We start from the raw sequence: 12,850 nt of genomic DNA on the forward strand, positions 1-12,850 counted from the left end.
ATCCGCTGATGGCCCCTGAATCGCACGCGACCGGCGCGCCCGGCCGGACCGCCTTGTCGGTCAACCTGAACAAGGTCGCGCTGCTGCGCAACACCCGCCACCTTGGCATCCCCAGCGTCACCCGCGCGGCGACGTTGGTGCTCGAAGCCGGGGCTGACGGCATCACCGTGCACCCGCGGCCGGACGAGCGCCACATCCGCGGCAGCGATGTGCACGAGCTGGCCGCGTTGCTGAAGGCCTGGCCGCACGTCGAGTACAACATCGAAGGCAACCCGCAGCACAACCTGATGGATTTCGTGCGCGCGGTGCGTCCGCACCAGGCCACCTTCGTGCCGGACAGCGTTGGCCAGTTCACGTCGGACCATGGTTACGACCTGCGTGTCGATGCGGCAGCCTTGCGCCCGCTGATCGACGAATGCCATGCGCTGGGCGTGCGCGTCAGCCTGTTCATGGACCCGGACCCCGCGTCGATGGCGCTGGCGCGCGACGTCGGCGCCGACCGCGTCGAGCTCTACACCGAGAGCTATGCCAGCGCCTTCGGCACCCCGCGCGAGATCGAGGTGCGCGCGCGCTTTGCCGAGGCTGCGCGCGCTGCGCTGGCGGTGGGCCTCGGCGTCAACGCCGGTCACGACCTGAACCGCGACAACCTGACCGCCTTCCTGCGCGAGGTGCCCGGCGTCAGCGAAGTCTCGATCGGCCACGCGCTGATCGCCGATGCGCTGGAGCTGGGCTACACCGAGACGATCCGCGGCTACCTGAAGGCCATCCATGCGTCGCTGCCGTGATTGGCGCGGCCGGCGGGCCGAGCGACGGGCCGCCCCTAGCCGGCCCGCATCCCCTCGGGGGATCGTCGGATGTACCCATTCGGCGAGGGGCTGACATCACCATGATCTTCGGCATCGGCACCGACGTCTGTGATCTGCGCCGCATCGCCGCCACGCTGCAACGGCGCGGCGACCGCTTCGCCGAGAAGGTGCTGGGTCCGACCGAGCTGAAGGTCTTCCACTACCGACGCGCCAAGGTCGAAGCACGCGGCCTGGCCTACCTCGGCACGCGCTTCTCGTGCAAGGAGGCTTTCTCCAAAGCCATCGGTCTGGGCCTGCACATGCCGATGACCTGGCGCGCCTGCGAGATCCTGAACCACACCAGCGGCCAGCCCTACATCCAGCTGCACGGCGAACTCGCCGAGTGGTTTGCCGCGCGCCAGCTGCGCGCCCAAGTGACCCTGAGCGACGAAAGCGACTACGCCGTCAGCTTCGTCGTCGTTGAATCGAACCCCTGATGACTGCCCACGCCCCCATCGTCCTCGACATCGCCGGCCCGCAGCTGGACGAGCAAGACCGCCGCCGCCTGGCCCATCCGCTGACCGGCGGCCTGATCTTCTTTGCCCGCCACTTCGAAAGCCGCGCGCAGCTGACCGCGCTGGTGGCCGAGGCCAAGGCCATCCGGCCGGACCTGCTGGTCTGCGTCGACCATGAAGGCGGACGCGTGCAGCGCTTCAAGACCGACGGCTTCACCCACCTGCCGCCGATGCGGCGCCTGGGCGAGCTGTGGATGAAGGACGCGATGCAGGCCACCGACGCCGCCAGTGCCGCGGGCTACGTGCTGGCGGCCGAGCTACGTGCCTGCGGCGTCGACCTGAGCTTCACCCCGGTGCTCGACCTGGACCACGGCCACAGCGTGATCATCGGCGACCGCGCCTTCCATCGTGATGCGCGCGTCGCGACGCTGCTCGCCAAGAGCCTGACGCACGGCCTGCTGCAGGCCGGCATGGCGCATTGCGGCAAGCACTTCCCGGGGCATGGCTTCGTCGAGGCGGACAGCCACATCGCGGCACCGGTCGACAAGCGCGGCAAGCGCGCGATCCTCGGCGACGACGCCAAGCCCTACGAATGGCTCAGCAGCACGCTCACCAGCGTGATGCCGGCGCACGTGACCTACCCGAAGGTCGACAGCCGCCCCGCGGGCTTCTCGAAAGTCTGGCTGCAGGACATCCTGCGTGGCCAGTTCGGCTTCACAGGTGCCGTCTTCAGCGATGACCTGAGCATGGAAGGCGCCCGCGTCATCGACGGCCGCGCGGTCAGCGCCAGCGATGCGGCGGTCGAAGCGCTGAACGCCGGCTGCGACCTGGTGCTGCTGTGCAACCAGTCGAAGGTCGACGGCGGTGCGCCAGTCGACGCGCTGCTCGATGGCCTCGCCGAAGCGCAGTCCCAAGGCCGTTGGCAGGCCGATGCCGACAGCGAAGCCCGCCGCGTCGCGCTGCTGCCGCAGACCGACCCGCTGCCATGGGACGAGCTGATGCACGACGCGCGCTACCAGCGGGCGCTGGAGCTGTTGGCGTTCTGACGCGGCGATGGCCACCAAGCCCGACACGTCGGCCGAGCGGCGCCGCCTGCAGATGGCCGACATCGCGCGCCTGGCCGGCGTGTCGATGTCCACCGTCTCGCGTGCGTTGAACGGCAGCACGCTGGTCAACGAAGAAACGCGGCGCCGCATCGGTGAACTGGCGCGCTCGCTGAACTACACGATCAACGAGAGCGCGAAGAACCTGCGCCTGCAGCGCAACCAGACGATCGCGGTGGTGGTGCCCTACGACACACAGTCGCGCCAGCACATCTCCGACCCGTTCTTTCTCTCGATGGTCGGCAGCCTGGCCGATGCGTTGACCGACCGCGGCTACGACATGCTGCTGTCGCGCGTCGATGCCGAGGCGCTGGACTCGGTCTCGTCGCTGTACGACGTGGGCCGCGCGATCGGCATCGTGTTGATCGGCCAATGGCGGCATCACGACCAACTGAATGCGTTGGCCGCACGCGGCGTGCCAGTGGTCGTGTGGGGCGGGCAGCTGCCGCAGCAGCTGTACTGCACGGTCGGCGGCGACAACCTGCTCGGCGGGCGCCTGGCCACGCAACACCTGCTCGACCAGGGGCGTCGCCGCATCGCCTTTCTCGGTGATGCGCAGCTGCCCGAGGTGGCGCTGCGGCTGGCCGGCCATCGGCAGGCCCTGGCCGATGCGGGCATTTCATTCGACGAGGCGCTCGTCCACAAGGTGCCGTTCGAAGAGCAGGGCGCCGAGCGTGCGATCGATGCGCTGCTGCAGGCTGGTGGTGCCGGGTTCGATGCGGTCTTTGCCTGCAGCGACCTGATCGCGATCCTCGCGATGCGCGCGTTGCGCCGCGCCGGGCGGCGCGTGCCTGACGACGTGGCCGTGATCGGCTACGACAACATCGCGCTGGCCGCCTACGCCGATCCGCCGTTGAGCACGATCCACCAGCCGGTCTCGCAAGCCGGCATCGAGCTGGTCGATGCGTTGACCCGGCTGATCGGTGGCGAGGCGCAGTCGCCTCGGCTGTTGCCGGTCGAGCTGGTGGTGCGGCAAAGCAGCGTCGTGGGAACGTCGCTGCGCTAAGCGCGCAGCGGCGTCGGTCGCGCATGGGTTGACAATCGATTGCAATATTCCGCCTGAGACCACCATCTCCTAGGTCGTAGGAGTCAACAAGCACTGGTGTTTCTACTGATTTGCAATCGATTGCAATGGCCGCGACACTGCACGTCATCCCGCCGCGGATGCGTTCTTGGAGCGCGTGCCCCGTCGCGGGACCGGAGACAACGGTGTGGCCCTCCCTGGGTCCACGCCGCGCCGTACACCAACTCGACTGGAGCGATCCGATGCCCGCCACCTTGTGCCGCCGCCTGCCGCACCGCCACCCCTTGGCGCTCGCTGTTTCCCTGGCCTTGCTGCCCCCTGCCGCCGCCTGGGCGCAGGCGGCACCATCTACGGAGCCGGCAGCCGGCGCCGCGTCAGCCGATGCGGCGCCGGCTCCCGCCGAGACACCGGACGCGGGCCTCGACCTGGGCCGCATCGTCGTCACCGGCGCCACCACCGCCCGCAGCAAGATGAAGCAGAGCGTCTCAGTCAGCACGGTCGACAGCGAGCAGGTGCAGAACTCCACCGCCGCCAGCGCGGTGGAAGTGCTGCGCGCCGTGCCAGGACTGCGCGCCGAGTCGTCCGGCGGCGAGGGCAACGCCAACCTCGGCGTGCGTGGCCTGCCGATGTCCGATGGCGGCGGCCGTTATGTGCAACTGCAGGAAGACGGCCTCCCCGTGCTGCTGGTCGGCGACGTGTCATTTGCGACCGCCGACCAGTTCGTGCGCGCCGACTACTCGCTCGACTCGATCGACGTGGTGCGCGGCGGCTCGGCCTCGACCTTGTCGACCAACTCGCCCGGCGCGATCGTCAACTTCATCGGCAAGACCGGCAAGACTTCAGGCGGTGCCGTCGGCATGAGCCTGGGCCTGGACCATCGCCAGCAGCGCATCGACTTCCAGCATGGCGGCAAGCTCGGCGACAAGCTGTATTACCAGTTCGGTGGCTTCTACCGCCTGGGCGAAGGCACGCGCCACACCGACGCCACGGTCGAAAACGGCGGCCAGTTCCGCGCCAGCCTGACGAAAGAGCTCGACGATCGCGGCAGCTACGTGCGTGTCTCGCTCAAGCAGCTGAAGGACAACACGCCCACCTATTTGCCCGTGCCGGTGCAGCTGGACGGCAATGAGATCAAGACGCTGCCTGGCATCGATCCGCGCAATGCCTTCTTCATCAACAGCCACTTCCCGACCGACGTGGTTGTCGGCGCCGATGGCCACACCATCACCACCCACCCGGCCGACGGCCTCGGCGTGAACGTGTCGGCCTTCGGCGTCGAAGCACAGCTGAAGCCCGGTGACGGCTGGACCGTCACCAACCGCTTCCGCAAGAGCGTCATCAACGGCCGCTTCATCGGCCTGTTCCCGGCCGGCAGCCAGCCGGCCGACTACACCGGCGACACGCCGGTCTTCTCGGCCCACATCTTCAACACCTCGCTGGACGACATGGGCAACGTCTTCAACGACCTGCGCGTGCAAAAGGAGCTGAAGCTCGGCGACGACCAGCGGCTCACGCTGACCGGAGGCCTGTTCAGCGGCATCCAGAACGTGGCGCAGACCTGGTACTGGAACCGCTACAACGTCGGCCTGACCGGCGACGGCGCCGCGCTGTACGACAACGCCGGCAACCCCAGCACCGAGCCGGTGGGCGATGCCACCACGACCTGGGGCGGCTGCTGCTTCCGCTCGATCGACGTGCGCCTGACGGCCGTGGCGCCCTACGCCGCGTTGACGTGGGAGCAGGGCCGCCTCAGCCTCGATGCCAGCGTGCGCCAGGACCGCCAACGCGGCACCGGCTCGCAGCGTTTCGGCGACGCCGCTTCGGGCGGCAACTGGAACCCCGACCGCACGACCGCCGTGCACTACACGACCGATGCCACCTCGTACTCGCTGGGCGGCAACTACGAGTTCGGCAAGAGCCTGGCCGCATTCGCGCGCTTCAGCCACGGCGCCTCGTGGAAGTCGCCGGACCGGGTGATCTGGGATGAGCGTGTCGCGACCGGCATCGACCCCTACCCGGTCAACGAGGTCGACCAGTTCGAAGGCGGCATCAAGTTCCGCCAGAACGGCCTGAACGCCTTCGTGACCCTGTTCAACGCCCGCACGAAGGAAGGTGCGGGCTTCGAAGTCACGACCCAGACGGTCAAGAAGGACTCGTACACGTCGCAAGGCGTGGAGGCCGAGGTGGCCTGGCGTCTGGGCGACTTCAAGGTCGCGGCCGGTGCCACCTGGACGCGGGCCGAGATCGATTCGGGCCCGAACGAGGGCAACACGCCGCGCCGACAGGCCGACTGGGTCTACCAGGTCAGCCCGTCGTACAGCTTCGGGTCGCTGGAAGTGGGAGGCGCGATCATCGGCACGACCAAGAGCTACGCGCAGAACGACAACCAGGTCGTGCTGCCTGGCTTCGCGGTGGTGAACCTGTTCGCGAACTACGAGCTGACGCCTGAGCTGGTGCTGTCCGCCGGTGTCAACAACGTGTTCGACCAGCTCGGCTACACCGAGGCCGAGGGGCAGAACAACCTGGGCAACAACCCGCTGTACATCGCCCGCGCCGTCAACGGGCGCAGCGCGAAGCTGTCGCTGCGGTACACGTTCTGAACCCCTTGAACGCTACCGTTGCAGCATGACCAGCCACCCGCCCCCGAGACTGGGTTTTGCGCAGATCGTGAACATGAATGTCGGCTTCTTCGGCATTCAGTTCAGCTTCGGTCTGCAGCAGGCGAACATGAGCCCGATCTACCGCACGCTGGGGGCGGACGAGGCGAGCCTGCCGCTGCTGTGGCTGGCCGGACCGATCACCGGCCTGCTGGTGCAGCCCATCGTCGGCGCGATGAGCGACCGCACCGTGTCGCGCTGGGGGCGGCGCACGCCGTACTTCCTGATCGGCGCGATCCTGTGCAGCCTGGGCCTGCTGGCGATGCCGTTCAGCCCGGTGCTGTGGTTCGCCGCCGGGCTGCTGTGGATCCTCGATGCGGCCAACAACGTGACGATGGAGCCCTACCGGGCCTATGTCAGCGACCGCCTGCCGCGCGAGCAGCATGCGCTCGGCTTCCTGACGCAAAGCGCCTTCACCGGCCTCGCGCAGACACTGGCGTACCTGAGCCCGTCGCTGCTGGTCTGGTGGGGGCTGGACCGCGACGCGACGATGGACAGCCAGATCCCGCTGTCCACCGTCGCGGCTTTCCTGATCGGTGCGGTGCTGTCGATCACCACCGTGTACTGGTCAGTGCGCCGCGTGCCCGAGCTGCCGCTGAGCGAAGCCGAGCTGAGCGCGATGCGGGCCAAGCCGCGCGGCGCGATGGCGACGCTGCGCGAGATCGCCGACGCATTGCGCGCGATGCCACCGACGATGCGGCGGTTGTGGTGGATGAAGCTGTTCCAGTGGTACGGGATGATGTGCTACTGGATCTACATCGTGCCGTCGCTGGCCAAGACGATGTTCGGCACAGCCGACGCGGCGTCGCCCGGCTTTCGCGAAGCGAGCCTGCTGAACGGCCAGATCGGCGGCTTCTACAACGCGGTGGCGTTCATCGCGGCGTTCGCGCTGGTGCCGTTCACGCGCCGCTTCGGCGCCCATGTGATGCACGCGATTTGCCTCGTGGCCGCCGGCATCGGCATGTGGGCCCTGCCATCCATCCACGACAAGGCCTGGCTCTTTCTGCCGATGGTCGGTATCGGCCTGGCCTGGGCCAGCATCATGGGCAATCCCTACGTGCTGCTCGCCGGCTGCATCCCGCCCGAGCGGGCCGGGGTCTACATGGGCATCTTCAACATGTTCATCGTGATCCCGATGCTGCTGCAGATGCTGACGCTGCCGCTCTATTACCAGGCGTGGCTGGGCGGTGAGCCCGACAACGTCGTCCGCCTGGCCGGAACGCTGCTGCTCGCCGCGGCGATCGCGGTGCTGCGTGTCCCGACCTCCCGACACCCTTCATGAAAAACCAGGTCCAACTCATCACCTACGTCGACCGCCTGGGCGGCGGCGGCCTGCGCGATCTGCGCGCATTGCTCTCGGGGCGCGATGCCCCGCTGGCCGGTCTGTTCGGCGGCGTGCACCTGCTGCCCTTCTTCCACCGGATCGATGGCGCCGACGCCGGCTTCGACCCGATCGACCACACGCGGGTCGACGAGCGGCTGGGCGATTGGGCCGACGTGCGTGCGCTGGCGCAGGACATCGACGTGATGGCCGACGTCATCGTCAACCACATGTCGATCGAGTCGCCGCAGTTTCGCGACTATGCCGAGCACGGCGACACGTCGCCCCACGCGGGCTTGTTCCTGACCTTCGACACGGTGTTCCCGCACGGGGCCACCGAGCACGATCTGCTGGCCATCTACCGGCCGCGGCCCGGCCTGCCTTTCACGACCACCACGCTGCAGGGCGGCGAACGCAAGATCCTGTGGACGACCTTCACGCCGCAGCAGGTCGACATCGACGTGCGGCACCCGAGTGGCCAGGCCTACCTCGACGGCATTCTGCGAACGCTCGCCGACGCAAAGGTCAGCATGGTGCGGCTGGATGCGGTGGGCTACGCGATCAAGCGAGCCGGCCAGAGCTGCTTCATGACGCCCGAAACCTTCGGCTTCATCGCCGAGTTCGCGGCGATGGCCAAGGCGCAGGGCATCGAGGTGCTGGTCGAGATCCACGCCTACCACCAGCGGCAGATCGAGATCGCCCGTGCGGTCGACTGGGTCTACGACTTCGCGCTGCCGCCACTGGTGCTGCATGCCTTCAGCTTCCACACCGCCGAGCCGCTCAAGCGCTGGATCGGCATGCGCCCGCACAACGCGCTGACGGTGCTGGACACGCACGACGGCATCGGCATCATCGACATCGGTGCCGATGCGGCCGACCGCACCGGCCACCCCGGCCTGGTGCCCGATGACGAGCTGGACCAGCTCGTCGAGCGCATCCATACCAACAGCCGCGGCCACAGCCGGCGTGCCACCGGGGCGGCCGCCTCGAACCTCGACCTGTACCAGGTCAACTGCAGCTTCTACGATGCGCTGGCACGCGACGACCGAGCCTACCTGCTGGCCCGCGCGATCCAGTTCTTCCTGCCCGGTGTGCCGCAGGTCTACTACGTCGGCCTGCTGGCGGGCGAGAACGACATGGCGCTGCTCAGCCGAACCGGGGTGGGCCGAGACATCAACCGCAGCCACTACAGCCGCACCGACATCGATGCCGCGCTGGCCAAGCCGGTGGTGCAGCGCCTCATCGAGCTGATACGGCTACGCAACCGGCACCCGGCGTTCAACGGCGAGTTCGAGCTGCGCGCGAGCGATGCCGACACCTTGGCGATGCGCTGGCATGCAGGGGATGACGAGGTGCAGCTGGAGGTGAACTTCCGTACCCTCGCACACCGCCTCAGCGGCTGCACACACGGCGTGGGCTTCGAGTGGCGCTTCGATGAAGCGTCGGTGGTCGTTTGAGGCCAGTGCAGTGTTCGACGCTATGCGGAACATAAAACCGCGCCTTTGGCCGTCTGGCGTCGTTGCAAATCCTCGCGATGCCACCGGGCGTCGCTGTGGTTTGCGCCTAGCCAGACGGCCAAATCCATCGGTCTTCTCAAGTTCCGCCTAGCATCAAACACCGCACTAGCGCCGCAATTCAGCGGCCTCCAGCTCCAGCTCGCCGCGGTAGACCGGCCAGACGGCGCCGCGCACCAGCAACGCGCCGTCGGCGCGCCGCTGGACCTCGATCTGGCTCGGGCGGCCCGCGAAGCGGCCTTGCTGCAAGGTGATCGGCTCGGTCGGATCGGCCAGGCTCTCGCCGATCAGGTAGGCCGCGGCCGGACCGGCCGCGCTGCCGGTGGCCACGTCTTCGACCCGGCCGAAGTTGTCCCAGGTCCGCAGCTCGCGGTTTTCGACGTCCAGCACGAAGACGAACTTGGCGCCGAGCGCATCGAGTTGTGCTTCGAGGTCGTCGGCGCGGATTGCCGTGCGGGCCAGCGCCTCCGGTCGCACCGGCACGACCAGGTAAGGCAACCCGGTTGACAGGACACGCGCCGGCAGCCCTGGCGCCAGATCGGGTACGTTCAGGCTTAACCGCGCGAGGATCGGCTGCAGCTTCTCCGGCGCCACGGCGGCGCCGTTCGTGGCCTGGCCCTGGTTCATCTCGGCCAGCCAATGTCCCGCGCGGCGCTCGGTGCGCACCGTGACGGGCCCGTGGGCCAGCAGCAGCGTCCATTCGCGTGTGGCTGCCTCGGGCGCCAGCTGGCGGTGCAGCACCGCCGCCGCGCCCAGCACCGGGTGGCCGGCAAAGGGCAGCTCTTCCTCGACCGTGAAGACGCGCGCCGTCGCCTCGGCGGGGCCGATGCCCGACAGGAAGATCGACTCGAATTGCCTCATTTCCTGCGTCAAGCGCTGCATTGCCGAGGTCGACCAGCCGTCGGTGTCGAGGAACACCGTCAGCCCGTTGCCGCTCAACGGCCCGGTGGCGAAGACATCGACGTGGAAGCAGCGCGTCGTCACGTCGTCAGCGCTTGAAGCGGCCATCTTCGCCGACGATCGACAGGTCCGCGTAGTCCAGGCCGCTGTGGTCGGTCGGGCTGTAGGTCAGCTCCAGGCCACCCAGGTCGACGCGCTTGAAACCCTCGAGCGTGGAGCGCAGCTTTTCGCGCGTGATGTTGGGCGCCGCGCGGCGCAGGCCCTCTACCAGCACCTTGGCCGCGGTGTAGCCTTCCAGCATCGCCGGCGTCACCTCGCTGATGCCTGCCGCCTTGCCGTACTCGATCGCTTCCTTGACGATCGGCGCGGACAACGAGCGTTCGTAGGGGAAGACCTGGCTGACCACCGTGCCGCGCGCGTTCTCGCCGAGCGACTTGACGAAGCCGGCGGACGCGTTGTTCGACAGCGTGACCACCTGGGCCCGCGAACCCGCATTGCGCAGCAGCTTGACGCCGTCGGCCACCATGTTGCCCGAGCCGATGAACAGCACCGCCTGCGCTTCGGACTTGACCAGCTTCGGAATGATTGGCGTCATGTCCGGCTTGTTGCGGTCGAACTTCTCATGCACCACCGGCTGCTTGCCGACGCCGCTGAAGCCGGCAAGTGCGCCGGTCGCCGCGTCCGCCCCGAACGAGTCGTCGACCTGCACGACGGCGATGCGCTCCATGCCGATCAGGCTCAGGTGGCGAATTGCGCGTTCGGCTTCGCGCTGGTAGGTCGCGCGCACGTTGAACAGCCACGGGTGAACGGGCGTGTGCAGGGCCATGGCCCCGGTCGACGGCGCGATCAAGGGAATGCGATGCTGCAGCAGCAGTGGCATCACGGCCTGGGTGTGCGGCGTGCCGCGTGTCAGGAACAGGGCGACGACGCCCTGGTCGATCAGCTTTTTCGCGTTCTCGGCCGCGATCGCCGGATCGAACTTGTCATCGAGTGCGACCACTTCGATGTGCTGGCCCGCCACGCCCCCGGCCTTGTTGACGGCGTCGATGTAGAGCTTGGCGCCCTCACTGATCTCCTTGACACCGGCGGCCACCGGGCCGCTGAAACCGGCCGTCTGGCCGATCTTGATCTGTGCCCAGGCCGGGGCCGCGGCCCCTACAAAAGCCACAACGCAGGCCGTGCGGCCCACCCAACGAATCCACGAACTCATCGATGACTCCCGCTATGGAAGGGAATTGATTCTGCGAATAGCCAGTGCTGGCAACTTGTGGCTGCTACGCACCTGACGTCCTCTGTTCGAGACGTTTCGCACGTTTCCCCCCGCGGCAGCGTGGGCCTATTCTGCATGCCAACATAGCGGGTTCGACCCCTGCCCACGCTCACCCGTAGTCTTCATGTCCTCCGGAACCATCCACATCCGCGGCGCACGCCAGCACAACCTGAAGAATCTGGACCTGGACATCCGCACCGGCGAGATGACGGTGGTCACCGGGCCGTCGGGCTCGGGCAAGTCCAGCCTCGTGTTCGACACCCTCTACGCCGAGGGCCAACGCCGTTACGTGGAAACGTTCTCGGCCTACGCCCGCCAGTTCCTCGACCGGATGGACCGCCCGGCGGTCGACAAGGTCGACGGCGTGCCACCGGCGATCGCGATCGACCAGACCAACCCGGTGCGCACCAGCCGCTCGACCGTCGGCACGATGACCGAGCTGAACGACCACCTGAAGCTGCTCTACGCGCGGGCCGCCGAGCTGTTCGACAGGCAGACGGCGCTGCGGGTGCGGCACGACACGCCGGAGACGATCTACGCGGATCTGCAGCAGCGCGCTGCAGCTGCGGGGGATCCGCGGCTGGTGGTCACTTTCCCGGTCGAACTGCCAGTCAACACGACAGCCGCCGAGGTCGAGCAGTGGCTCGCCGCCAGCGGCTTCACACGGGTGCAGGCCGAGCGCACCAGCGGCGACCGCAAGCTGCTCGACGTGGTGGCCGACCGCTTTCGCCTGTCCAGCGCCGAGCGCGTGCGGGTGATGGAGGCGATCGAACTCGGCCTGAAGCGTGGCGCGGGGCGCTTGTCCGTCTATGCATTGAATGTGAGCCCCCAGGCCACTGCTGCGCAGTCGCCGCCCCCCGAGGGGGTTGAGTCGGCTAGGGGCGGCCCGTCGCCGACTCAGGACGAGGGGGAACCCGCCCACTGGCGCTATTCCACCGGCCTGCACTGCCCAGAGAGCGACCTGCGCTACGGTGACCCGCAACCCGCGTTGTTCTCGTTCAACTCGGCCTATGGCGCCTGCGACACCTGCCGTGGCTTCGGCCGCGTGATCGGTGTCGACTTCGGCCTGGTGATCCCCGACGAGCGCAAGACGCTGCGCTCGGGCGCCATCAAGCCGCTGCAGACGCCGGCCTGGAAAGAGTGCCAGGACGACCTGATGAAGTACGCCGGCGAAGCCGGTATCCCGCGTGACACCGCGTGGAACCAGCTCAGCGCCGCGCAGCACGACTGGGTCATCGAAGGCTCGCCACACTGGAACGGCAACTGGAACAAGCAGTGGTACGGCGTGCGCCGCTTCTTCGAGTACCTCGAGAGCAAGGCCTACAAGATGCATATCCGTGTGCTCTTGTCGAAGTACAGGAGCTATACGCCATGCACGGTGTGCGGCGGTGCGCGCTTGAAGTTGGAGTCATTGCTTTGGCGACTCGGCGGCAAGAAAGAGGCCGACGGTGTGCTGGCCCCTTCGAAGCGCTTCATGCCGCTCGGTGTCGCCTGGTCGCGCGAGCAGCTCGAGGCGCTGCCCGGTCTGCATCTGCAGGACCTGATGCTGCTGCCAATCACGCGGCTGCGTACCTTCTTCGACCAACTGACCTTGCCGGATGCACTGCGCGACGAAGCGCTGAAGTTGCTGCTCGACGAGGTGCGCACGCGCATCAAATACCTGTGCGATGTCGGCCTCGGTTACCTGACGCTCGATCGCCAGAGCCGCACGCTCAGTGGTGGCGAAGTGCAGCGCATCAACCTGACCACCGCGCTCGGCAC

9 protein-coding genes and 1 pseudogene are annotated in these 12,850 nt (G+C 67.8%); 8 read left to right on the forward strand and 2 right to left on the reverse strand.

Going from position 1 to position 12,850, the window contains the following annotated elements; genetic code table 11:
• Window positions 1-8: 8 nt before the first annotated feature.
• The 7 genes from VFY73_RS22400 (at window position 9) to gtfA (ending at window position 8,862) form a co-directional block, all read left to right on the forward strand.
• Window positions 9-785 carry a pyridoxine 5'-phosphate synthase gene (locus tag VFY73_RS22400; protein WP_414654510.1) on the forward strand — a complete coding sequence of 259 codons (777 nt, stop codon included), beginning with the start codon at window positions 9-11 and terminating at the stop codon, window positions 783-785.
• A gap of 101 nt (window positions 786-886) precedes the next feature.
• On the forward strand, window positions 887-1,282 hold the full coding sequence (gene acpS, locus VFY73_RS22405; RefSeq protein WP_329722939.1) for a holo-ACP synthase: 396 nt from the start codon (window positions 887-889) through the stop codon (window positions 1,280-1,282).
• Window positions 1,282-2,346, forward strand: coding sequence for a beta-N-acetylhexosaminidase (gene nagZ, locus VFY73_RS22410; protein ID WP_329722941.1), 1,065 nt, complete (start codon window positions 1,282-1,284; stop codon window positions 2,344-2,346). Before acpS ends, nagZ begins: the two co-directional genes overlap by 1 nt.
• Window positions 2,347-2,353: 7 nt before the next feature.
• The gene (locus tag VFY73_RS22415; RefSeq protein WP_329722943.1) at window positions 2,354-3,409 is read left to right on the forward strand and encodes a LacI family DNA-binding transcriptional regulator; all 1,056 of its coding nucleotides are present in this window, start codon (window positions 2,354-2,356) and stop codon (window positions 3,407-3,409) included.
• A 260-nt stretch (window positions 3,410-3,669) separates the two neighbouring features.
• Entirely contained in the window at window positions 3,670-6,027 is a 2,358-nt protein-coding gene (locus VFY73_RS22420) for a TonB-dependent receptor (protein WP_329722945.1), read from the forward strand.
• Between the two features lie 25 nt (window positions 6,028-6,052).
• A complete protein-coding gene (locus VFY73_RS22425; RefSeq protein WP_329722947.1) occupies window positions 6,053-7,366 on the forward strand; it encodes an MFS transporter in 1,314 nt (437 codons plus the stop codon).
• A complete protein-coding gene (gtfA, locus tag VFY73_RS22430) occupies window positions 7,363-8,862 on the forward strand; it encodes a sucrose phosphorylase (RefSeq protein ID WP_329722949.1) in 1,500 nt (499 codons plus the stop codon). Before VFY73_RS22425 ends, gtfA begins: the two co-directional genes overlap by 4 nt.
• Window positions 8,863-9,027: 165 nt before the next feature.
• Here the strand turns inward: gtfA and VFY73_RS22435 are convergent, their stop codons facing one another.
• Window positions 9,028-9,927, reverse strand: coding sequence for a PhzF family phenazine biosynthesis protein (locus tag VFY73_RS22435; protein ID WP_329722951.1), 900 nt, complete (start codon window positions 9,925-9,927; stop codon window positions 9,028-9,030).
• Window positions 9,908-11,029: an ABC transporter substrate-binding protein gene (locus tag VFY73_RS22440; protein WP_329722953.1), complete on the reverse strand. Its 1,122-nt coding sequence runs from the start codon at window positions 11,027-11,029 to the stop codon at window positions 9,908-9,910. Before VFY73_RS22440 ends, VFY73_RS22435 begins: the two co-directional genes overlap by 20 nt.
• A 184-nt stretch (window positions 11,030-11,213) precedes the next feature.
• Between VFY73_RS22440 and VFY73_RS22445 the strand changes: the two are divergent.
• Window positions 11,214-12,850 (forward strand): annotated as a pseudogene (locus VFY73_RS22445) (excinuclease ABC subunit A); the annotation flags it as partial.

The sequence above is a fragment of the Ideonella sp. genome (genome assembly GCF_036277275.1).
Lineage (GTDB): Bacteria > Pseudomonadota > Gammaproteobacteria > Burkholderiales > Burkholderiaceae_C > Ideonella.